The sequence below is a fragment of the Pseudomonas sp. B21-017 genome (assembly GCF_024749245.1).
Classification (GTDB): Bacteria; Pseudomonadota; Gammaproteobacteria; order Pseudomonadales; family Pseudomonadaceae; genus Aquipseudomonas.
In genome coordinates this window covers 3,714,390-3,736,284 of the sequence record NZ_CP087194.1, presented here as the reverse complement: position 1 = coordinate 3,736,284, position 21,895 = coordinate 3,714,390, and the positions used below count along the sequence as shown (strand labels likewise).

The 21,895-nt window shown below is 51.5% G+C and carries 19 protein-coding genes; 10 read left to right on the top strand and 9 right to left on the bottom strand.

Annotation, left to right across the window (positions count from 1 at the left end; all coding sequences use genetic code 11):
• Positions 1-12: 12 nt before the first annotated feature.
• Complete coding sequence (locus tag LOY28_RS16780; protein ID WP_258612202.1) at positions 13-1,767, top strand: amidohydrolase; 1,755 nt, start codon at positions 13-15, stop codon at positions 1,765-1,767.
• A gap of 394 nt (positions 1,768-2,161) precedes the next feature.
• Positions 2,162-2,986 carry a hypothetical protein gene (locus LOY28_RS16775; protein WP_258612201.1) on the top strand — a complete coding sequence of 275 codons (825 nt, stop codon included), beginning with the start codon at positions 2,162-2,164 and terminating at the stop codon, positions 2,984-2,986.
• Positions 2,987-3,556: 570 nt separating this feature from the next.
• Here LOY28_RS16775 and LOY28_RS16770 read toward each other — a convergent pair.
• From LOY28_RS16770 to LOY28_RS16755, 4 genes are all read right to left on the bottom strand, one after another.
• Entirely contained in the window at positions 3,557-4,300 is a 744-nt protein-coding gene (locus LOY28_RS16770) for an N-acetylmuramoyl-L-alanine amidase (RefSeq protein WP_258612200.1), read from the bottom strand.
• A 1,149-nt stretch (positions 4,301-5,449) separates the two neighbouring features.
• Positions 5,450-6,409 (bottom strand): hypothetical protein, encoded by a 960-nt coding sequence (locus LOY28_RS16765; RefSeq protein ID WP_258612199.1) that lies wholly within the window; start codon positions 6,407-6,409, stop codon positions 5,450-5,452.
• Positions 6,410-6,851: 442 nt separating this feature from the next.
• Positions 6,852-7,349 (bottom strand): hypothetical protein, encoded by a 498-nt coding sequence (locus LOY28_RS16760; protein ID WP_258612198.1) that lies wholly within the window; start codon positions 7,347-7,349, stop codon positions 6,852-6,854.
• Entirely contained in the window at positions 7,346-7,663 is a 318-nt protein-coding gene (locus LOY28_RS16755; protein ID WP_258612197.1) for a hypothetical protein, read from the bottom strand. The genes LOY28_RS16760 and LOY28_RS16755 overlap by 4 nt, the downstream gene beginning before the upstream one ends.
• A gap of 228 nt (positions 7,664-7,891) precedes the next feature.
• Between LOY28_RS16755 and LOY28_RS16750 the strand changes: the two genes are divergently transcribed.
• The gene (locus tag LOY28_RS16750) at positions 7,892-9,328 is read left to right on the top strand and encodes an IS1182 family transposase (RefSeq protein ID WP_258612196.1); all 1,437 of its coding nucleotides are present in this window, start codon (positions 7,892-7,894) and stop codon (positions 9,326-9,328) included.
• Between the two features lie 313 nt (positions 9,329-9,641).
• The gene (locus tag LOY28_RS16745; RefSeq protein WP_258612195.1) at positions 9,642-10,502 is read left to right on the top strand and encodes a DUF6602 domain-containing protein; all 861 of its coding nucleotides are present in this window, start codon (positions 9,642-9,644) and stop codon (positions 10,500-10,502) included.
• Between the two features lie 158 nt (positions 10,503-10,660).
• Here the strand turns inward: LOY28_RS16745 and LOY28_RS16740 are convergent, their stop codons facing one another.
• From LOY28_RS16740 to LOY28_RS16730, 3 genes are all read right to left on the bottom strand, one after another.
• On the bottom strand, positions 10,661-11,131 hold the full coding sequence (locus LOY28_RS16740; RefSeq protein ID WP_018930309.1) for a hypothetical protein: 471 nt from the start codon (positions 11,129-11,131) through the stop codon (positions 10,661-10,663).
• A gap of 277 nt (positions 11,132-11,408) precedes the next feature.
• On the bottom strand, positions 11,409-13,214 hold the full coding sequence (locus tag LOY28_RS16735; protein ID WP_258612194.1) for an ATP-binding protein: 1,806 nt from the start codon (positions 13,212-13,214) through the stop codon (positions 11,409-11,411).
• The gene (locus LOY28_RS16730) at positions 13,211-14,425 is read right to left on the bottom strand and encodes an SIR2 family protein (RefSeq protein WP_258612193.1); all 1,215 of its coding nucleotides are present in this window, start codon (positions 14,423-14,425) and stop codon (positions 13,211-13,213) included. Before LOY28_RS16730 ends, LOY28_RS16735 begins: the two co-directional genes overlap by 4 nt.
• A 404-nt stretch (positions 14,426-14,829) precedes the next feature.
• On the opposite strand from LOY28_RS16730, the gene LOY28_RS16725 reads away from it, so the two are divergent.
• The 3 genes from LOY28_RS16725 (at position 14,830) to LOY28_RS16715 (ending at position 17,190) form a co-directional block, all read left to right on the top strand.
• Positions 14,830-15,156, top strand: coding sequence for a hypothetical protein (locus tag LOY28_RS16725; protein ID WP_258612192.1), 327 nt, complete (start codon positions 14,830-14,832; stop codon positions 15,154-15,156).
• 242 nt (positions 15,157-15,398) lie between these two features.
• Complete coding sequence (locus LOY28_RS16720) at positions 15,399-15,617, top strand: hypothetical protein (protein ID WP_258612191.1); 219 nt, start codon at positions 15,399-15,401, stop codon at positions 15,615-15,617.
• Between the two features lie 142 nt (positions 15,618-15,759).
• Positions 15,760-17,190 (top strand): IS1182 family transposase, encoded by a 1,431-nt coding sequence (locus LOY28_RS16715; protein ID WP_258612190.1) that lies wholly within the window; start codon positions 15,760-15,762, stop codon positions 17,188-17,190.
• 278 nt (positions 17,191-17,468) lie between these two features.
• Here LOY28_RS16715 and LOY28_RS16710 read toward each other — a convergent pair whose 3' ends face one another.
• The gene (locus LOY28_RS16710) at positions 17,469-18,860 is read right to left on the bottom strand and encodes an aldehyde dehydrogenase family protein (RefSeq protein ID WP_258612189.1); all 1,392 of its coding nucleotides are present in this window, start codon (positions 18,858-18,860) and stop codon (positions 17,469-17,471) included.
• A 100-nt stretch (positions 18,861-18,960) separates the two neighbouring features.
• Here LOY28_RS16710 and ptrR point away from each other — a divergent pair, with 100 nt between their 5' ends.
• Positions 18,961-19,863: a putrescine utilization regulator PtrR gene (gene ptrR / locus LOY28_RS16705; protein ID WP_258612188.1), complete on the top strand. Its 903-nt coding sequence runs from the start codon at positions 18,961-18,963 to the stop codon at positions 19,861-19,863.
• A gap of 1 nt (position 19,864) precedes the next feature.
• Here ptrR and LOY28_RS16700 read toward each other — a convergent pair whose 3' ends face one another.
• Positions 19,865-20,008, bottom strand: a complete 144-nt coding sequence (locus LOY28_RS16700) for a hypothetical protein (protein ID WP_258612187.1) — start codon at positions 20,006-20,008, stop codon at positions 19,865-19,867.
• 255 nt (positions 20,009-20,263) lie between these two features.
• Here LOY28_RS16700 and LOY28_RS16695 point away from each other — a divergent pair, with 255 nt between their 5' ends.
• Together LOY28_RS16695 and LOY28_RS16690 are read left to right on the top strand one after the other, a co-directional pair.
• The gene (locus LOY28_RS16695) at positions 20,264-21,190 is read left to right on the top strand and encodes a LysR family transcriptional regulator (protein ID WP_258612186.1); all 927 of its coding nucleotides are present in this window, start codon (positions 20,264-20,266) and stop codon (positions 21,188-21,190) included.
• Positions 21,191-21,417: 227 nt separating this feature from the next.
• Positions 21,418-21,843, top strand: coding sequence for a VOC family protein (locus LOY28_RS16690; protein WP_154863206.1), 426 nt, complete (start codon positions 21,418-21,420; stop codon positions 21,841-21,843).
• Positions 21,844-21,895 lie beyond the last annotated feature (52 nt).

The following is a 21,895-nucleotide window of genomic DNA, read 5'->3' as shown; positions in this document are numbered from 1 at the left end:
GAGGCCCATGCAATGAAGCGACGCGATCTTATGCTGTTAGTAAGTGCCAGTACGATCATTGCTGCTTGCGATCCTATATCGCGCATGGTCCCACATACATCAAGCCGTCAGCGGCCAATGCTGATTGATGTCCACGCGCACGTGTTCAACGCAAGCGACCTCCCAGCTGTACGGTTCATCAAGATCGTATTTCTAAAGCACTACCCTAAACAGGCAGTTAGTGTTTTAAATATTGATGATCCCGACTCTATGGATCAGCTAATTCAACTGTTTACGTATTTAGTAGGAAGTACTCGTGCGCCGACGGCGTTTGAAGAAGTGAAGGTGCTGGATAGTGAGCAAAGACTGGTCGCAGCTAACGCCGATCCCTCGGAAAATGACAAGGCAATGATCCGTGCACTTGCGATGTTCACACAGGATCAGGGTGTGGCTGTTAGCGAGGATGGTAGTTCCAAGAGCCTCGAAAAAATAAAAAAAGCGATAAAAGAAGCGGGAAAAGCTAGTGAGATCAGCGTATCTAGCGAAAGTATAAGCGATGCGGACGCAGCTACTATGATAGCGTCTAACGCCTATTACTCGTATGACTTGGGCTTGGTGCTTCGCTGGTTTGGCCTTTTTACCCGGTACCGATACTCACTGGCTGAACAGCTTGCGCGTGATCACGAAAAACAAGGGTTTGCTGTGTCGCTTATCTGTCCAGCACTGGTGGACTATGACCATTGGCTTGGTGAACACATGAAGGGTAAGTATGCCTCTCCTTTACCCGATCAGGTCATTGCGATGGGGCGTATCTCTCGCCGCAAAACGGGGCCAACAGTACACGGTTATGTTGGTTTTGATCCTCTACGTCAGGTCGCTTTTGACGCAGGTATTTTCAAGGATTATGACCCGCTTGCGTTAGTTCGCAAGGCACTTCGCGAGGAAGGCTTTCTGGGGGTCAAGCTATACCCTCCAATGGGTTTCAGAGCTATGGGTAATGCAGATCCATGTCAGACGTACCCAGGTGAGAAGAACCAAGTCGTTAAGCAACTCCTTGCACTTGCTCCCGACGATACCGCCACCACTTTACAATGCAATCCTCGCCCACTCCGTGGCTCACCGACATTGGGACACCAGTTAGACTCGGCGATGACCAGGTTGTTCGACGAGTGTGTAAAGGAGGATGGAGTCGTTTTGGCGCATACTAACGACAGTAATGGGTCGAACATCGATTTTAGTCATCGTGCTGACCCCTACTATTGGATACAGGTTTTTGAACGTTGGCCGACACTCCACGTCACACTAGCTCATTTCGGGTCGTTCAATGCTGAGTCTATCGGGAAGCCTCGTGGGGCTTCCGGTGCTGAGGCTTCGTGGGAGTGGACGCTCGGACGCTTCTTGCAAAGCAATCCAAACTCTCCAGTTTTCGCTGATATCAGTTACTTAGTGGAAAATGTGGGGCGCGGGCCGTCTGATCAAGAAAAATACGACGAAGTAGTCAGATCTTGGGTACGAAAATTCGATCCTCAGTGTCGGCACTTAATGTTCGGCACGGACTGGATGATGCTGGGGTTAGACAAGGCTTATGAAGGCTACACGGAACAAATATACGGATACTTCAAAAACCGTATCGGTTTCTCTCAAACAATGCTGGATAGACTTTTTGCTGGCAACGCTGGTACATTTCTTGGTCTACGTAAGAACGATAGAGTTCGTGAGCGGCTATTGCAGTTTTACCGACACTATCAAATACCAGAAAGCCGACTACCTGAAATTGCGGTTACTTAGAGGGGGCGCTGAGAGGATACCTACAGTATTTTCGATATGAGTCGCAGTGAAAAAAACCGCGAGTCTTTTTTTGGGGGGGCTTATAAATCTACTTGATCCTTTTGTTCGATATACACCATTGCTAGTAGTCGAATTGTGATTGCAATGTTAACCACCATGACTAATATGAGCTAGTGTGAGTAGACGCTAGCCTAAGTCCGCTTACAGTCAATACGCTATTTCAATGCGGCATATCGCATGATTCAGTCACATAGGAATATCGGGGTGAAAGGTCGCACTAGGTTGTGGATTTGAAATGCCGCTCAAGGTGTACAATCAACCCCATCACGTATGTAGTGATACCTTCGGACTGAAGAATAAGCGAGTTTCTTCCACCTGAACTGGAGCATTCTCAATGCGTCTTATTTATGAATTCGGTGCCAATGCAATAATTTTTGCAGCCTTCATATCTCCGATCACAGTATCGGTTGCGGCCGAGCAACTTCCGACTTGTCCAGGAAAACATCCACCCGTTGAGTTGCCACAAGCTATGCAAGCCAACTTTAAAAAAGTCTATTGTGGCCGAAATGTTTCCGTGTGTGATCGGCGCTGGGGGAACTTTAGTCTGCTGTATTCGATGATTGCAAAGGATGAGCGGCTGACATCCATTCCTTTAGTTTCTACCGTTATGGCAACTGTAATGACTGAAACATTTAGCAAGGATCTTGCTCCTGATACTGTAGAGTTCCCTCCGAATAAAAATAAAGTGCTACCTCAGTACTGGATCAAAGACCCCGTCACACACATGACCTATCAAGGTCGAGGGTGGGGGCAATTGACCCACGCTGACCGATATAAATGGGTTGGCAAGCAGATAGGCATGGGAGATAAACTCTATAAAAACCCTTCTCTCGCGCTGAGGCCTGATATTTCGTACAAAGTTCTGGTGGGTGGATTGCTATATGGATGGCATGAGCAATACCGAAAAAACGAAGATGGTCAACAATTGATTCCAACTGTACCTATCCGCATTACTGATTTCATTGCCCCCCTAAAAGTTGATTATATGGCTGCTAGAACTGCCACAAATGCCAATTGCGACCATCGCACATGCAAAGATCGGTATGTAGAAGGCAAGGGTTTTATCCCTTTAGATAAATACATCACAAGAGGAGAGGACTTTAGAGGATATGCAATGTATGTTGAAAAATGGCTCTGTTCGTCGGATCAGCTCTACTGACGATTACCAAAAGTTGGTCGCTCTTGCTCCGGCTTTGCCAAGGTGGGAAATTACGGGGCATGCCGCCCCTTGACAACAGAAAATAACTGATCCTGACTTCTCAGATTCCAGTTTTTATAAAAATCGCCGCTTCTTTTTTGGTGATAATATTTATACAGAGTAAGTATTTATTAAGTATATAATTAAAGCTCGTTTTTGGTGAGAATCTAAGCAAGAGGAACTGTATGCTTTTCTCTCAATCTTTAGCTCCGGCAGCGCCTCACGGCACTGTCAAAGCGTGAAAAATTGAGCAGGTAGGTGATTAGAGCTCCAATCGGTATTGCTTACCTATTCTCGCCATACTAATGAATTTAACTTATATCTCCGATAGTTAGACGATTTCTATATATGCATATGTGGCATCTCCAGCCGATAGAAACTATACGGAAAGTTCCTGAGCGTCGATCGTACCGCATTAAAAACAGAATCGGAATTTTCATTTAAAGCCAGTAAAATCGAGCAGGATCCCGGCCCTTTCCTCACTTGTATTTGCCTTATCTAATCGCAGTTCGGTATTTTTACGTACAGACCCTAGGACTTATATACGATCGACCAGTCGAAGCCTGGTGCCGGATCCCAGCCGAAGCGGCCTATGGGGTTGACGTCCTCATGGCCAATTATCCAGCCCTTCTCCAGTGGGATCGCATATTTATCTGACAGATCCGCGACGAGTTGCTCAAGGGTTTTGTACATAGCGTCGGTGTAGACATCCGCATCGGCGCTCTTCGCCCCGAAACCTAATGTCTCGATGCCAATGGAGTAGTTGTTCGGATCAGGATCCACAGCGAAGTTGATTGGAACATCGAGGCCAGGCCAGCGTGCTCTAAAATAATCGTACTCGGACCACGCCTGAGCATCCGCTCGGGCAACGAATGCCGCCTCGGTTTTATCCCAGACAGGATTGAGGTCGCCGTCAACGTAAATCGCATCATTGGGGTAGTTTTTATACCAGTTGAAATACTTCAGATATTTTATCCATTTTTCGGTCCCTTGGTTGTAGAGCCTTCTAGTATTGGAATCGATTCCGGCGTGCCATGCGCGAAAAGCATCCGGGGCAAACTGATAGATCTCTCCTTCCTTGGTGATGAGGTAGTGGGCACTCACAGAGTTTTCTGTAAGAAATGTCTTCTTCACCGCGGGCAAACTGTTCGTCCCGGTTACGTGAATCACTATATGGGTGGGTGTCGCGACAGCCGGCTTGCGTGAGTTCTTGTTCGGTGTCATCAAGCAATTTGCCTCGGGCACCAATACATTCCAATCGTTTGCGTATGTCATAATGGCTACCCCTGATCTCTCGTCTGCCTACTATTGTTTGGAAGTTAAGTAGCACTTATCTTTTTTTTCGAAGTTTTTTCCTCCCCCCATTACTTGGGCTGCCGAGCAACAAGACACTGAACGCTGTACAAGTTGCTGCCGTGGATCCAGGGCTCAGTATAGGTACTGCGCAGCGAACCCGAATGCTCAATGGTCGGCGTCGTCAGCGGGGCCAGGGCGAGGGTCGCGACGGGAGTTTAATATGTCCGACAGCCATCGACGCTGAAAGTGTAGATTAGCGTGGCGGAAGTGCTTCGCTTTTGAATCACGATTTAACGATAGTTTTAATCTATTAATTTGCTATCATCAATTTGCTCTGATTTGAAACTAAGCTTCAGCTAAGCAGTGGCCGGGCAGACTCAGGCATCAATAGCAACCCAAACGTGGCAAAAACTTTCCCCCGGTCCCACACAGATCTTTTCTTTGATTTGTATTAAGACGTAATCGAAGTTTGGGGCCTATAAATGTTGAGCAAGTGTGTTGATCGTTAGGGCTCTTCTTGTATTGTCATGTGTATTTCTAGATGAACCGCTTCCGCTTTAGTACGCAACTCTGAACGCCTGCTCCTGGCCGATTGTGTTGAAAAAGTCGGTTGACAGAATCACTCGCCTATTGATCAGTGAAGTTGCCATTTTTGGATGATGCTACGTGAAATCTGAGCCCGGAGCCTCTGCCGAAAGTAAGGATTTCAATCTCAGATGCGTACTTTTTTGCCGTTAAAACCACGGCCGGCTTTTTCAACAGAATCGGCCGATTTCTGCCTGCGATGAAAGGCCGCTCGGGGCGTTTTCTGCGTCTCGCGATGGGCAGAGAACGGCCAAGAGCAGTCGCTCAGTTTCTACAAAACTAGGTGCGATTCAGTCATCTTAGAATGCTTTGAGAGCATCCCAGAGATGGATCAAGACATGATGCGTTTGAACTTAGCACGGACGGTGAGCAACACCGATGAATGCCTTGAGCTTTGGATCGTTATGCGGAAGGAGCTGAGGAGGGAGAGCGACGCTAAAGGTCGCCGAACTATACCTTCAACGTAAAATTGGTGAAAATGTCCGGTCCGAAACTTTGAAAATGGAATTAATTCACAAGGAAGGGGCCACTGGCCCGTCTGTTTTATCGGATGATTGTCTTCCTCGTGCCGGCGACAACCTCTTTTATGATTAGTTCTGCATCTGCCAATTCTTGCTTAATTGGAAAGCAATCATTTGGAATATAGTGCTTCCGATGGACTTCAAGAGCCGTCTGTAGTTCGACAGGGCATTTGGGTAGGGTGGCAGCGTGGAGTTTGAAAGCCATGATTGGATCAAGTTTAATACTGATGGTCGATTTGTCCGCTTTTTCAATATAGCGCTCGATCATCCAACCGAATTTTCGGTTTGTTGTTGAATTCACCGGGGCAAGCATTACCCATGCATCGGGAAGCTCAGTGAGAGATTTTCGGTTCACCACATGGTCAGCGTCAACCACGCGATCTAGAAGCTCAAGCTTAAATCGGTCATTAATCGCAAGTACTGGACACTTAGATGCTTCAATAAATTCATTGTACAATGACTCGAATCCGCTGATCAATTGCGATCTCCTCGCATCGGAGACGTACTTTCGAATTAGTTTTTGTTTAAGTGCCTTGATGATGTCGTTGCAATACTCTGCTGCATATCCGTGGTTTCTCTGGGCAGTTTCGGCTGTTTTATCAATTCGTGATCTGTCAAGCTCAGCCAGAAAAGCCTGCCTGTACTTGTTCGAACTGGCCCTTACCCAAATGAAAACCTGACCGCGGTAAATCCGAGGGGAATTGTTGCTACCAACTAGCCGTAGTGCTTCGCTTCGAGAAATCTCAGCACAGACATCCTGCACGTCGAAATGGTTGTGCGCTGCCCAACCTAAAAGGTGTGCCTGGGATGCAAAAGCGACCGACAGCGTTTTGAAGGAGGCTGTCTCGCCAACAATCGTCCGAATCTGTGATTGAAACTGCAGATAGAAATAGGCGTGGCTGGAGAATCTGCGGTTGTTGCTGGTGGTAGCGACGTGCTCAGCAAACTCGATGAGTGTTTGAATGTTGGCAAATTTAGTCATTTGCGACCTTGTAATTGGTTTATAAGCTAACTATACAGTCGAAAAAATTCGGATGTAAATACTACCCAGATGATAAAACCACAATTTCAAAATTAGCCTTTTACAGGGCCAGGAGGCTGGAGGAGGCCAGCTCAATGCACTTGGGGGGATGCAGGATGCGGCCTCAACCCGCTGATGTCGTACTCGACGCCTCATCCTGTGTTTCCGTATTCGGCATGTGGGATAACCCAGAAATCTTTCAGACACTTTATGGCAATGCCCGTCTGCACTCACCGATTAACAAAGGTCAGCTATCGGCAGAAAACCGCCCTTCGTGGAAGCCAGCAGTTGGCCAGATGGCGACTGTCAGATAATGCAGATAGGAGCTATTATCGTCGCCTCCCTTAATCTTTTTAAGTCGGAAAACCAGATTAAGGGTAGAGAGGTCAATCAAATGATAAATTCAGGTAAACTTAGATTCATCTTCGATCTTTTTCGAAAAAATATCTTGCCGATTTTTCAAGTTTTCCAGATAGACTTCCAATCCGCTAAGTGTAACCAAGTCAATTCGGTAACTTTGACGCTCATAGTTTTTAGAACGATAGTCAAATCGAAACGATGCCGTTTTTATCTCTGTGATTTCAATTTCGCCATCTTGCGCCATAGTTGCTCGATAAAGCTGACCGCTCAGAATTACTAATGGTTGGATGAAATGGATTTCACATGGATTCTTAAGAATATCGTCGGTTTGCTTGTCTCCTTCAGGGCAATTTTCAAAGAAGAATTCGGAGGCTTTGGCTGCTGACACAAATGAACTGTACCACCGTGAAGGTTGATCGGGATTCTTAAAAGACTCATGTAATCCACTGGCAACCCAGCCGTTAATTTTAATTGGCGACCACTCTTGTAGAGTGCTCGCAAATTTTGGAAAGGGGGCTGGTAGATTGATTGCCGATATCAAGTTATTCCATGCGCACCCAAGCAGAGCTGGATTAGTTTGCTGATCAAAAACCACCCAAGGCTTTTCGGTTTTTTTACTTCAGCGCAAACATGAAACTCACTATGCACGAATGACTTGCCATTATGCTTGCTGCTTTTGACCTTAGTAGCAAGGATATCGATTTCACGTGATTTGTTTTCATCCTTGTCAAGATATCCATAACCTGCATTGACTGACCAGCCGGAATCTTGAAATATTCTTCGTGCCTGTAATTCTGTGCTAAACCCGGATTTCTCAAGGTCGTCTATGATTTTTTTTATAAGTTCAGTGTTCATGGTAATCACTTAGAGGTTCAAGGGCCGAACAGTACGAGCTTGCTTGACGAGGTTAAACAACGGAGTTTAGCCGAACAGCTTGTTGGATGTGGCAAAATTAGCCCAGCCTAAAAAGCCTGCTCCTGGCCGTTTTCTTCCTTTCGCCACCGGCAGCTAAGGGTCCAGGCTGTGTGAAAACGCCAGTGATTGTCTAACCTTCTGATCGTCTAGATCGTATAGGGGGCGATCATGAAGCGATTCATTGAGGGTGAGGCTCGGACGCAAGTCACCTTGCTGCCGGAGTGTCTGGACGATTACGTAGCCGAAGAAAATCCAGTGCGCGTGGTCGACGTTTTCGTCGATGAACTCGACCTGGGTGCACTTGGGTTTGAAGGCGTTGATCCTGCTGCAACGGGCCGTCCGGCCTACCATCCAGCGATCTTGCTGAAGATCTATATCTACGGCTACCTCAATCGGATTCAGTCCAGCCGCCGGCTGGAACGGGAGGCCGAGCGTAACGTCGAGTTGATGTGGCTGACGGGGCGTTTGGCCCCAGACTTCAAAACCATTGCCGACTTTCGCAAGGATAACGGCAAGGCTATTCGCAGTGTCTGCCGGCAATTTGTGGTGCTTTGTCGCAACCTCAATCTCTGCTCTCAATCGATCATCGCCATCGACGGCAGCAAATTCAAAGCCGTCAATAATCGTGACCGTAACTTCACCCAGGGCAAGGTGAAGGCACGCATGCAGCAGATCGAGCAGAGCATTGACCGTTATCTGGCGGCGATGGATTCGGCGGATCGGGCAACGCCCGAAGTGGCCGAGGCCAAGGCCGAGCGGCTGAAAGAAAAAATCGAAACCCTGAAACAGCAGATGCAGAAACTCAAGGACATCGAGGCGCAGCTTCATGACAGTCCGGACCAGCAAATCTCTCTTACCGATCCAGATGCACGCTCAATGGCCACGAGCGGCCGAGGCACCGGAACGGTTGGCTATAACGTACAAACAGCCGTCGACGACAAGCACCATCTGATCATTGCCCATGAGGTGACCAATGTTGGCAATGACCGGACGCAACTCAGCAATATGGCGAACCACGCGCGTGAAGAGATCGGCGCTGAGTCGCTGACGGTGGTAGCCGACCGAGGTTATTACAAGGGTCTGGAAATCCTTGCCTGCGAGCAGGCTGGCATCACCACCTTCGTACCGAAACCCCTGACCTCGGGCAGCAAAGCCGAAGGCCGATTTGGCAAGCAGGACTTCATCTACGTTGCTGCATCGGACGAGTATCGATGCCCTGCGGGGCAGTTACTGACCAGGCGGCATTCGTCGGTGGAAGACGGCATGTTATTGCATTGTTACTACTTCTCGGGCTGCCAGTCCTGCGCAATGCACAAGCAATGTACGACGGGTAAGGAGCGCCGTGTGAAACGCTGGGAGCATGAAGCGGTAGTCGACGCAATGCAGGTTCGGCTAGAACATGATCCAGCGATGATGAGGGTTCGTCGACAGACCGTTGAACATCCTTTTGGAACGCTCAAGTTCTGGATGGGAAGCACCCACTTCCTGACCAAAACACTGCCGAAAGTGAGCACTGAGATGAGCCTTCACGTGCTCGCCTACAACCTCAAGCGAATGATGAACATCTTTGGCATCGCAGGATTGCTTGAAGCGATCAGGTCGTGAATCCAGCCCATGATTGTCCGTGAGCGGCGGTTTGGGCCGCTGGCGCGGCCTAAACCGCATTTACGAACGCCTATGTAGCGGACTAAGGCAATTCGCGCTTCCGTCTGCTGGTTTCGCAGGCAACGCGCGCAACTCTCCGTTTTCGACGTATTCAGTGCGTTTTCACACAGCCTGGACCCATTGCGATCATGCCCCTAGGCTGGTGTGATTCTCGACAAGGAGCTAATGTGTGAGCCATCGCCCTCACGCAATCGCGTGCGTATGAGCAGCTATATATAAAGCAGTTTGATGTGAGCATCTCGATGGGAGGGACATGAGCAACGATATCTTCGACGCGCTGCTTCGAGAGAAGATCAGTGTTTTCAAGTCAGCGTTTTCGACGCTGGCTACTGAAGTATTCTTCAATCCTGAGGCTGGTCGTCTTCGCCATTCAGGCGAGTACGGCATGTACCGCGAGAACATTGTCAAAGATTTCTTGAGGTTCCTGATCCCAGGATCGCTCGATCTTTCTACAGGATTTCTCATCACCTCGATGAACGACGTGAGCACACAATGTGATGTAGTGGTGTTCGATCCGCGGATGACCCCACTATTTCAGGAGGGCGATCGACACCGCTTCTATCCAGTCGAGACCGTATTCTGCGTTGCCGAGGTCAAATCGACCCTGTCGCGCGCTGAGTTTGGCAAATCACTGAATAAGCTCGCGAGGACAAAGGCCCTCAGCGAAAGGATCTCGCACCCTCGAGTGCTTTACAAGCAGAGCCACACTGGCTTCGACCCACTGCATGACCCACACGATCTGATCCCCACAATATTGATTTGTCAGAAACTCGACTTCAAGTTGGAAGGACTTGCCTTATTCATTGACGAGTTATATGAGCCCGACGTCGAGCAGCGACACAAGCATAATATGGTTCTCAGTATTGAAGATGGCTTGTTGGCATACATTGATCAGGCAGGCAGGGATTCGGCCTACCCTGAAGTGGCAGGCCAACGTCAACTGGTTCGGTTTCAATGGCCAGATACAAATCCATTCAGTCATTTCAAATCATTCGCAGCATCAATGCTCATACTGACAGTTAACAAGACACTGCTGTACCCAGAACTCTCATTTTACATGGGCACCGTAGAAGGTGGAAAAAAGCAAGACCAAGTCCGGCTGATGGAGCCATGAGGGACGACAAGTAGGAGAGGCGGATTACGGCAGTAGCGGGCGCTGCGGCACCCTGCTGCCAACGTCTACTTCTGGCCGATTTCTACCTGTCACGAAGGGTAGAAATCGACCCAAAGCTGTCCTTCAAACCATCTCATTTAAAGTAAAGGTATGGTCCATCACGCCTTTTTCTTAATAGCGCGAATGGCTGCCATGTAAGCGCTGTTTCCGATTCCGATCTGACCCCAGACCTCGCGGCTTTCTCCTTCCTGGCGGTCGTATTGTTCATCCGCATCCCACAGTGAGAGAACTTGGTTTGGAAACCAGTATTCATATGAGGTGAAATCATGAGGGCCAGAATTATCTGAAGCAGCCATCAATGAAAACACTTCGGTGGCAGAGCGCGCGAAGACATCGATGCCCTTGAACACGAACGTGAAATTCGGGTTTCCGCAGACACCAATAAACCAGACTTCATCGCTTGGCCCGTAGGAAAACTGCATGCAGGATTCGCAAAAATAATCAACGCCGTCGTGGGAGTTCTCGAGTGGGAATCCAATGGCAGCCATTGTTTGCCTCGCTACAGCGCGTGGTACGCCAAGCCGCACGGGACCAATGGCTTCGAGTGGTGAGATTTCAAAAACAGGCATCTACTGCGCTCCATAAAAGCGAAAAGCCTAGCTAATAGTTCAGTGCCATTACCAGTACTAACGCAACCTTCTCAACGACTGCTTTTGGCCGATTGCTGTCTGTCGTGGAGGACTGCAATACGACCCATAACTGCCAACCATAGAACCTGGCAACGGTATCAGGAAGGAAGAAGGTATCCGACAGCGCGGCTGATGCTTTTTGCTGCCACGGGGGATGGCGGTGAACGCACTGTAGAGTCATGCAACGCGTGCAGTCCAAGGAAAAACCCTCAGTTTTTCAATCAGAAGCTGCCGCCCCGTCAGTAGTTGGTTCGCACCAAAGTTTTTCGAGGTCGACGTCCTCACTTGCCGGTTGCTTGTTACGGGGTAATCGGTCTACCTGGATCACCATCGGGAGATCGAAAGCCGTTCCCGTTACAACGCAACACCCCTGAGACAGCCCGGGGATCAGGCTGCGCGACATGCCGTCCAACGTCGAGATTGTGTTGTCGATGAGAAACAAATCTCTGTCGTTGACTAGCCGGTGGATGAAGAAGTTGTGGAGTTGAGAGACGATGGTCGGGGAGATGTCGGCGGGGCGCTGGCTGGCAATCGTAACAAACATGCCGAACTTGCGACCCTCTTTGATAATCTCCTCGAACTGTTCAAGTCGATAGTCCTTCCAACTTTCACTTTCGCGCTTTGACTGTTCGGAAAGGATATTGTGGGCTTCATCGACGATGATGTGAACGGTGCGATCAGGAGGAGTGGCCACAGTGGACTTGTGCACGTTGTAGTAGTGTTTAGCGAAAAGTAGCGGCAGGACCTTCTTGACCTCGTTGTTGCAGCGGCGAAGCGAAATGACGGTTAGCAGCTTCTCGACTTGCGGCGCATCAGTGATAACCAACACCCTTCGCAGGCTGGTAAGCGATGATTCGACGCGCTTAAGTAGCGGTTGGATATGCTCGAACTGCACATGGCCGGCATTCAGGTCAGACATCAACTGCAGATTGACGCGAAGAACGAGCTGGTCGAACTCGTCAAGGCCTTGGATATTCAGCGTGTCGACGGTTTGCTCAATGTGTGCTGTGTATGCACCGCCGTTTGGATCGATGAACGCCCCTCTATAGTTGAAGCGCCCGTTGCGATACCAAGTGACGTCACCTAGTAGATCTTGAACAGCCTGGTTGTTCATGCGTCTCGCAACCGTTCGCATTAGGTCCAGCGTGGCGGGTTTGACCTCTCCGGCACAGAACGACTGGCGAAACTTGCTCTTCGCATATGCCGCTAGTGATGCCGGGTTCGCCCCGTACTTCAGCTTGCCCACGATGACCCGATTGAGGAAAGGTCGCTGCGTGTTGGGGGTCGCCTGAAACAACAGGGAAAGTGTCTCAAGATCCCAGAACTCAGACGGTGCCAATGGAAACCTGGAGCTGACATCGTTGACATCTGGGTTGCTCATCGTCGAAAGCGGATAGACCATCTTGTGGACTGCTGGCGCCAGTTGCTCACCGCCATACTCACCGTTGAAATCGAGGATGATGAAGCGACTCTTACCCGCAATGAGCTGCAGCTTCTGATCGAACAGGACTGTGTAGAGCTTTGCTAGCGTATTGGACTTGCCGCTGCCAGTGTTACCGAAGATGCCAATGTGACTATTGAATAGGCGCTTCCAAGGAAGCCCAACAGCGATCTCCTCTTTGAGCATGTTGCCAATCTTGAAATCGTCCTGCTCCTTGCGGTCGAAGATGGATCGGATGCGCTTCTCGGATAGAAGGAATGCCGGATCCTGAATCATTGGCAAGTATTTGATGCCCTGTGTAAAGCCTGCTCTGTCAAAGAATCCTATGGGCTTGGCCTCAACTTTCCGGACATAAATTGGCTTACCGCCCTGCGTCTCCATCCGAGATTCATCCAGGTATTCGCCCTCGACCATGCAGATGATGTCGCGAAAGCCTCGCTGGATCGACAAATACTCCCGGATCGACACCCCTTTGTATTTCTCTCCATCGTGAAAGAGCGTCTCCTTACTGGACTGTTCGTCGATTTTCAGAATGACCTTGGTGCCATGAACGGCGATGACTTCACCAACGCGGATACTCATGCTGGTTCCTTCGGGTCGTTCGCTACGTCTGCTGCGGGTACGCCTCCCGCGGCGTCGCCAAGAACCGTTAAAGGCAGGGCAGTCGCGGGCTTTGCTGCCGTCGACGGCCCTAGTGTCTCAGGCCAAGTCAAAACCTTCTCGTTGAATGCAGAAAAATCGAGCACACCGTCTTCGAGAACAATGCACTTGACGTTGCGATTGCCTTTGAACTTGTGGTGCATTGCCTCGTAACCGTTCTGACTGAAGCAGCAGACGAACACCTGAAGACCCGGATTGGATAGCGAGCGCATGACCAAGTTGAGAATGTGCTCGTCGGCAAACGAAAACCCGAAGGTGACTAGGACGGCGTTCGGCTTCTCGAGTTCGTAGCTCAGCAGTCGGAGCATCTGGTAATAGTGCTCCTCATACACCGTCTCGTGGAATTTCCACTTGGTCGGATTGACGATGGGAGCCTGCTCGTACTTCTCCCAGAACTCCCACAGCGTTTCATCGGAGAACCCAGGATCCTTTAAGTCTGTCAGCGTCGCATCAGGGTTGGCCAACGTCGCGGAGAACTGTTGGAGCACAACCAGCGCATCGGCATCTATCAGCGAAGGCCGCTCCGACAGGTCGTATCGGACCTGGATAGCCCCCTGCATCTTGTTCCAGTAAACTGACCCATGCAGATGAATCAAATTGATCTGAGGGATGCTGCTCTGGTAGCGGCCAAAGACGCCAGCTTGGCAGAGAAAGGATCCGAAATTACTGGCCTGCAAAATACGCCGCGTGAAACCGCGTGCGCCGTCATTGAGTACGAAGTCTGTGTTGCCTTCTTTCAGCAACTCGTCTGCTACAAGAGGAAAGCACCCGTCGTAGTTCGTGGTAAAGACGTTGCATCGACGATCTAACGCCTTTCGGCGCTTCACCATCTCAAGAACTGTCGACAGGAAGGTGCGGTAGTTGTCGATGACCTTTCGCCCCTTGTCGGTAGCGGTCGCAGTCTGGATGGTTAGCTGCTCCGCAGGTCTGATGCACTCGTTGTAGTAGTGCATGAACAGCGGGATCAGGCGTCGGTCCTTGTCGTGCTCAAACTTGGTCGCCAGTTCTTCTAGTGTGTACCTGCCATTACCGCTCTGTAGTTGTAGCTGAAGTGTGGGCAGAAGCCCGAATGAAGCCCCCGAACCAAACAGAAAATTAACGTCCTTATCGTAGATGTCTCCTATCGAAATCACTAGCACCTCCTAGTTGTGACCGTTTTTATAGATGAGGCGCACCATTCCGATGCTGTCTGACTGGGATAGCGATGTATCCGGTACGCGATGTAGCACGTTGATACACCAGATGGCCATGCACGTCGATTAGCTTAGTACTTAACGAGCTTGCATGTAGATGTGAGGAATAGACTCCTTCCCCCTTCATTTGGGACAGGCGCATCCCAGTGATCGCTAGTGGGCCGGTGCCTGTGGTGAGTTACCGCTTTTGGCCGATCGCGGCTGGCTAAGCCATAACAACGATCCAAGGGGACTAAGCCGGAAAGAAGGCGGCGCATGCGACTTCCCATGGGCAGTGTTTTGTCGTTGTGCAGCGTCTACTATGCTTTCGTAGGTCGGTTTGTTTAGGGCTATGGGAGGTGATGATGAAGATCAAAGAAAAGAAAGAAGTTGAGATCGTCAGCGACATCCTGTGCGATGTCTGCCTCGAAAGCACTCGCGTCGAGGGTCATAGCCTCCAATACGCCATCTTGCAGGCCCACTGGGGATACGGTTCCGCCCACGATGGTGAGCGCTACGAGATACATCTGTGTGAACGCTGCTTTTTCCAGGCAGTTGCCAGCCTTAAGCAGGAAAGGCGTACCCAAACGATGTTCAGTGAAGACGACAAGGACAAATTAACTGACAATTTCGGCATGGTCGCAGTGGACGATTTCTTCAACGACGGCGGAAGCTCGACAGATAAACCGTGAACGAGACGATCAAGTTTACTCACCGATTCGGACACTTGCGACTGGCTCCTTTTGGCCCAGAGTGTGTAAAAACTCCAAAGCCAGCTCGGATGATTAAAAGTCGCGTTCCATGTGAGATTCAGGTCTGTCGACTAACCACACGTTTTCAGAATGCAGCAACGATTGCCTCGGCAAAACGCGCATTGCCGCATCTGTCCGGCGTCAGTAGGATTCGGTCATCGCTGACATAAATGGATGTGTATATGGAAAACATGCCGAGACTGGAAATTGAGCGCGTTGCGTATCAAGAGTTTTTAACTCTTTGGGAACGCGGAACATTCGAGAATCAGCGCTTAGGCCAAGCGTTCTATAACCATTTTCGGCTTCATCGTCTGAGCGACCAAACGCGCCTGTTCGGTCTCTATGAAACTGACGGAGACAAGGCCATAACCGCGATCTCCCGCCTGTTCCAGATCAGATAACTCCGACCCAGCGTTTCGCGAGAGCAGGGTCAGCCTTGGGTTGATAGTCACCTCTCATAAGAGACTGCATTGGCCCAGAGTGTGTAAACGCTTTTGCGAACCCTTGCTATGATTTCTGAGGATTTCATCGCAGGGATCGCCCATGAAGCGCTTTATCCAAGGTGAACATCGAGGCCAAGGCACCTTACTTCCTGAGAGCCTCGACGACTACGTCAGCGATACCAATCCGGTGCGCGTAGTCGACGTCTTCGTCGACGAACTAGACCTGGTCAATCTGGGTTTTGAAGGTGCGATCCCAGCCGATACTGGCCGGCCTGCTTACCACCCCGCGATCTTGCTAAAGATATACATCTACGGCTATCTCAACCGCATTCAGTCGAGCCGGCGGCTGGAACGAGAAGCTCAACGCAACGTCGAACTGATGTGGTTGGCCGGACGTTTGATGCCGGACTTCAAGACCATCGCTAACTTCCGAAAAGACAACAGCAAGGCTATCCGAGGCGTCTGCCGCCAGTTCGTGGTGCTGTGTCAGCAGTTGGGACTGTTCGGAGAACATCTGGTTGCCATCGACGGCAGTAAATTCAAAGCAGTCAACAACCGCGACCGCAATTTCACCAGCGCCAAACTGAAGCGGCGAATGGAAGAAATTGAATCGAGTATCGGCCGCTACCTGACGGCACTCGATGCTGCCGATCGGCAAGAACCAACAGCTTCCGAGCCCAGTACCGTGCGGCTGGAAGAGAAAATCGCCAAGCTCAAAACTCAAATGAAAGAGCTTCAGGCGATCGAAATCCAGCTCAATGAATCGCCGGATAAACAGGTCTCACTGACCGATACAGACAGCCGCTCCATGATGACGCGCGGCACGGGAATCGTCGGCTACAACGTGCAGACAGCGGTCGATACTCAGCACCATTTGATCGTTGCTCACGAGGTGACTAACGTCGGTTCCGACCGCGATCAACTCAGCTCGATGGCCAAGCAGGCCCGCGAGGCGATGGCGTCAGATACGTTGTCGGTGGTGGCTGACCGAGGTTACTTCAAAAGCGAACAAATCCTGGCTTGTCACGATGCAGGCATCACCGCCTATGTGCCCAAGCCGATGACCTCTGGAGCCAAGGCTGACGGGCGTTTCAACAACGATGACTTCATCTATGACGCGGCTAAAAACGAATACATTTGCCCGGCAGGAGAGGCGCTGATCTGGCACTATTCCTACGTTGAAAAAGGCCTGAAGTTGCACCGTTACTGGAGTTCAAAATGCCAGGGCTGCGCGTTGAAATCGCAGTGCACACCGAGCACGGAACGACGAGTTCGACGCTGGGAGCATGAAGCGGTGCTGGAGGACATGCAGCTTCGGCTGAGCAAAGCCCCGGAGATGATGCGAGTTCGAAAACGGACGGTTGAGCATCCCTTCGGGACGCTCAAACAATGGATGGGTGCGACGCACTTCCTGACGCGAAAGCTGGCCGGGGTGAGTGCGGAGATGAGCTTGAATGTGCTCGCCTACAACTTGAAACGGGTCATAAAAATCATCGGTGCCAACGGTTTGATGAAAGCGCTGTCAGCCTAAGAAAGGCTGACTTTGGCCCACCCCAGAGGCTGTAAAAACAGCGCTGACGTGTTCCAGGTCGCGACCGATGCAACACGCAGCATTGACCGTGCGATCGCACAGCCAACGAACGTCGATGCTCCAGGAAGATAAGGTCATGAGCGTTTTTACACACTCTGGGCCACAAGCGGACGGTCAAGTAGGGTCAACAGACGACCCAGGGTGTGTGAAAACATGCTGGACGAATTGAAAACCGAGATAGGCTTGGATTCCAACGCACTCGGTCTTCGTCCATGCACTTAATGCCGATCCAGCCACACCGTCTGCGCGTTGCAGAATTCGCGTACCCCGAAGTGCGAAAGCTCGCGACCAAAACCGCTCTTCTTCACACCGCCGAAGGTGACACGCGGATCGGAGGCGCAGTAACCATTGATAAATACACCACCGGTTTCCAGTTCAGCGGCCATCTGTTGGGCACGTTCCACGTCGCCTGTATAAATCGTTGCGGCGAGGCCGAACTCACTGTCATTTGCCAGTGCCATGGCGTGGGTGGCATCGCGTGCGGTGATGATCGAAGCGACCGGGCCAAACAGTTCCTGCTTGAATGAGGTCATCTGGTCGGTGACATCAGCGAAAACCGTTGGCTCGTAGAAGTTACCGCTACCCTCGGCCTTCTTGCCACCCAGTAACAACGTAGCACCTTCCTCCAGAGTGTCGCGCACCTGCTGATCCAGTTCATCACGCAGATCAAAGCGAGCCATCGGGCCGATGTACGTGGCGGCGGCCAGTGGATCACCGACCACCAGTTTTTGCGTGGCTTCAACGAATCTGCGCGTGAATTCCTCGACAACGCCCTGCTCGACAATCAGGCGCTTGGCCGCCGCGCAGACTTGCCCGGTGTTCTGATAACGGCCAATCACGGCGGCTTTCACCGCATCGTCGAGGTCGGCATCGTTGAGCACGATAAAAGGGTCGGAGCCGCCCAGTTCCAAGACGCATTTTTTCAACGCCGCACCGGCCTGCGCGCCGATGGCCATGCCGGCTCGCACGCTGCCGGTGAGGGTGACGGCTGCAATGCGTGAGTCTTTGATCGCCGTGGAAACACCTTCCGGCGTGACGTTGATGACTTCGAAAGCCCCTTCAGGAAATTCGGCTTGCTCAAAGGCGTCCAGCAACAGGTAAGCGCTGCCCATCACGTTCGGCGCGTGTTTGAGCACGTAGGTGTTGCCGGCGAGCAATACCGGAACGGCGCCGCGCAGGACCTGCCAGATCGGGAAGTTCCACGGCATCACCGCGAGAATCGAGCCGAGTGGGCGGTATTCAATGCGTGCTTTTCCGCCCTCAACCAATGTCGGTTCAGCGTTGAGCATGGCCGGGCCGTGTTCCGCGTACCAGTCGCAGAGCTGCGCACACTTTTCGATTTCGCCACGTGCTTGAGTGATCGGCTTACCCATTTCCAGGGTAATCATGTTCGCCATCGTTTCTGCGTTGTTGCGCAAGACGTTGGCCAGGGCGATCAGCCGTTGCGCGCGTTGCGCAACCGGTGTGCCACGCCAGACACGGAACCCGGCCGTGGCACGTGACAGTGCGGTTTGCAGCGCCGCTTCGGATTCAAAAGGGTAGTTACCGATTTGCTCGCCGTTGACGGGATTGATCGAAATGGCATGAGTGAGGCTGGAAATGTTGGTCATGGCATCGTCCTGCGGGGTGGGAATGCGTTCAGACTACGGTGGCTTTTGGTTTCTTAAAACTGAATAATGCTGACCGTATCGTTCACGTATGGAGAATGACTTGGATCTGGTTCAGCTGGAGATTTTCAAAGCGGTCGCCGAGCACGGCAGCATCAGCGTCGCCGCTCAGCACATCCATCGTGTGCCGTCGAACCTGACGACGCGGATCAAACAACTGGAACTGGACCTGGGCGTTGACCTGTTTATCCGCGAGAAAAGCCGCCTGCGGCTGTCGCCGGCCGGTTGGAGTTTTCTCGACTATGCCCGACGCATTCTCGATCTGGTCCAGGAGGCGCGCGCGACGGTTGCCGGGGAAGAGCCGCAAGGATCGTTTCCCCTGGGGTCGCTGGAGAGCACGGCGGCGGTGCGTATTCCTGAATTGTTGGCCGCCTATAACCAGAAACACGCCAAGGTCGAACTGGCCCTGTCCACCGGTCCTTCCGGGACCATGATCGACGGAGTGCTATCGGGTCGATTGGCCGCTGCGTTTGTCGACGGGCCGGTGCTGCACCCGGCACTGGAGGGCGTGCCGGCATTCGAGGAAGAGATGGTACTGATCGCGCCGCTCAACCATTTGCCGATCCACCGTGCGCAGGATGTGAACGGCGAAAACATCTACGCCTTTCGCTCCAATTGCTCTTACCGACATCACTTTGAAAGTTGGTTCGCCAAGGATGCTGCGGTGCCCGGCAAGATTTTCGAAATGGAGTCCTATCACGGCATGCTGGCCTGTGTCAGCTCCGGTGCTGGCCTGGCGCTGATGCCGCGCAGCATGCTCGAAAGCATGCCGGGCTGCATCACGGTGAGTGTGTGGCCGTTGTCGGAGTCCTTTCGCTATTTGCGAACCTGGCTGGTGTGGCGCCGGGGGACGGTGTCGCAAAGCCTGACCATGTTCGTGCGTTTGCTCGAAGAGCGATGCACAGCGTCGGGCCGACATCCTTGGCTTGAGTCGGTGGCAACGTGAGTCAGCTCTCTACGGCTTCATCAGAGATATCTTTCCCGATAATCAGGTACTTCGAGAGGCATCCCCGAAGTGGCTGGGAAGGATGCGTATCGACATCTATCTTCCAGAACTGCGGCTTGCGATAGAGCACCAGGGAGAAGAGCACTACCGACTCCTGTCTGTATTTGGCGGGGAAGAAGCTCATCATCTTGAGCTACATAGTTCTCCTCTAGTGATTTTTTACTTGGCGAGACGCGAATACGTTCGCGCGCGAATTTTCGGGCGGTGGCGAATCCGAAACCTGGGTCGCCGCCAATGCTCTTTCAACGTTTCATGAGTGTGTCCTCTTCGATCGACTGATTTCCGAAAAAATTTAATAGACGCACAATGTTGGGAAGTCAGGTCTGAATGAATAAACGTCATGAATAATATGCAGGAGTTGTTAGGTCGCGTGACCCTGGACGAGCTATCGGCCTTCGTGGCGGTAGTGGAGGCCCTCAGCTTCACAGATGCGGCCAAGGTTATAGGACGAGACGCCACGATCATCTCGCGAAGGATCGGGCAACTGGAAGAGCGACTCGGAATTCGACTGTTGTCCCGCACCACGCGGCGCGTCTCTCTGACTGAAGTTGGAACGCTTTACTATCAACGTGTACGTGCACTGTTGGATGAACTGGACAGCGCCGGCCAAGAGGCGAGTAACTTCGCGGCCAGTCCTCAGGGATTGCTCAGGGTGTCGATCCCCGTCACCTTTGGACGCAGATGGGTGGCGCCTCTACTGCCCGCGTTCATCGCACAGCATCCAAAAATCCGAGTGGATGCGCGTTTTTCCGATCGCTACGTCGACGTAGTGGCGGAGGGGTTTGACGTGGCTATCCGCGTGGGGGTGTTGCGCGATAGCACGCTCGTCGCCAAGCAGATCGCGCCATTTCGCAACCTGCTTTATGCATCCCCAGGCTATATCGCTTTGCACGGTCAACCTCAGACGCCTGAAACGTTGGCTGAACATGCCTGCCTGGGATTCAGCAATCACTCAAGCTGGCCAGACTGGGTACTGAAAAACGGCAGTCAGCACCGGACGGTACGGCCAACTGGCCCGTTGATTTCGGACAATTCAGAGTCACTGCTTCAAGCGGCTGCTAAAGGCGTCGGCATCATCCTTACTCCGGATTGGCTAGCGGGGCCCGCGGTTCGCAATGGTGAGCTTGTGCCTGTCCTGCCGCAATGGCAGGGCTCGGAGAGTGGCGGGATTTACGCGTTGATGCCGCCGGGGCGACTCGTTCCAACCAAAACTCGCGTATTCGTCGACGAAATCACCCGCGCTATTCAGGCAGGTTGGGACCAGTAGGAAAGTCGGGAGCCTTCTAAACCGGGCATAAGTACTCCGATACGCCGTAACGAGCGGTGTGTTTTGCGTTGAATAATTGATAAAAATAATTTGTGTTTATGAAAAATATATATTGATTTTATTTACGGTGGAGCCGCTTTAGCATAAATCCATCTTCAAAGAAGCTGTCGGACAGTAAGCGTGCTGTCCGACTTCATAAACCTATAAAAACTGCATTCGGAGTCCTGATGAGTCTTTCTCCTTTCCACCTGGCAATTCCTGTTTACGACCTGGCCGCTACGCGTACGTTCTACGGCGAAGTATTTGGACTCTCCGAGGGGCGCTCCAGCACTCAATGGGTCGATTTCGATTTTTATGGTCATCAACTGGTTATCCATGAGCATCCAAAGACCGCTTCTCAAGAAAGCGTTCACAGCAATCCGGTTGACGGCCACGACGTACCGGTTCCCCACTTCGGCATCATTCTGGAATGGGCGCAATGGGAAGCACTGGCCGAGCGCCTGAAGTCCTTCGGTACTGAATTTGTTATCGAACCCTACATTCGATTCAAAGGGCAGGTCGGTGAGCAAGCCACGATGTTCTTGTTCGACCCGTGTGGTAACGCGCTTGAGTTCAAAGCATTCAAGGATATGAGCCAGCTCTTCGCTAAGTAATAAATAACCTGGCGCACGAATATGGCGCCAGGAAACTTTAATGAGCTGGAAG

What these genes read in the sequence shown, in the direction of transcription:
- LOY28_RS16780 (WP_258612202.1), top strand. Translation starts at nt 13, where the DNA reads ATGAAGCGACGCGATCTTATGCTGTTAGTAAGTGCCAGTACGATCATT.
- LOY28_RS16775 (WP_258612201.1), top strand. Translation starts at nt 2,162, where the DNA reads ATGCGTCTTATTTATGAATTCGGTGCCAATGCAATAATTTTTGCAGCC.
- LOY28_RS16770 (WP_258612200.1), bottom strand. Translation starts at nt 4,300, where the DNA reads ATGACATACGCAAACGATTGGAATGTATTGGTGCCCGAGGCAAATTGC.
- LOY28_RS16765 (WP_258612199.1), bottom strand. Translation starts at nt 6,409, where the DNA reads ATGACTAAATTTGCCAACATTCAAACACTCATCGAGTTTGCTGAGCAC.
- LOY28_RS16755 (WP_258612197.1), bottom strand. Translation starts at nt 7,663, where the DNA reads ATGAACACTGAACTTATAAAAAAAATCATAGACGACCTTGAGAAATCC.
- LOY28_RS16750 (WP_258612196.1), top strand. Translation starts at nt 7,892, where the DNA reads ATGAAGCGATTCATTGAGGGTGAGGCTCGGACGCAAGTCACCTTGCTG.
- LOY28_RS16745 (WP_258612195.1), top strand. Translation starts at nt 9,642, where the DNA reads ATGAGCAACGATATCTTCGACGCGCTGCTTCGAGAGAAGATCAGTGTT.
- LOY28_RS16740 (WP_018930309.1), bottom strand. Translation starts at nt 11,131, where the DNA reads ATGCCTGTTTTTGAAATCTCACCACTCGAAGCCATTGGTCCCGTGCGG.
- LOY28_RS16735 (WP_258612194.1), bottom strand. Translation starts at nt 13,214, where the DNA reads ATGAGTATCCGCGTTGGTGAAGTCATCGCCGTTCATGGCACCAAGGTC.
- LOY28_RS16725 (WP_258612192.1), top strand. Translation starts at nt 14,830, where the DNA reads ATGAAGATCAAAGAAAAGAAAGAAGTTGAGATCGTCAGCGACATCCTG.
- LOY28_RS16720 (WP_258612191.1), top strand. Translation starts at nt 15,399, where the DNA reads ATGGAAAACATGCCGAGACTGGAAATTGAGCGCGTTGCGTATCAAGAG.
- LOY28_RS16715 (WP_258612190.1), top strand. Translation starts at nt 15,760, where the DNA reads ATGAAGCGCTTTATCCAAGGTGAACATCGAGGCCAAGGCACCTTACTT.
- LOY28_RS16710 (WP_258612189.1), bottom strand. Translation starts at nt 18,860, where the DNA reads ATGACCAACATTTCCAGCCTCACTCATGCCATTTCGATCAATCCCGTC.
- LOY28_RS16695 (WP_258612186.1), top strand. Translation starts at nt 20,264, where the DNA reads ATGAATAATATGCAGGAGTTGTTAGGTCGCGTGACCCTGGACGAGCTA.
- LOY28_RS16690 (WP_154863206.1), top strand. Translation starts at nt 21,418, where the DNA reads ATGAGTCTTTCTCCTTTCCACCTGGCAATTCCTGTTTACGACCTGGCC.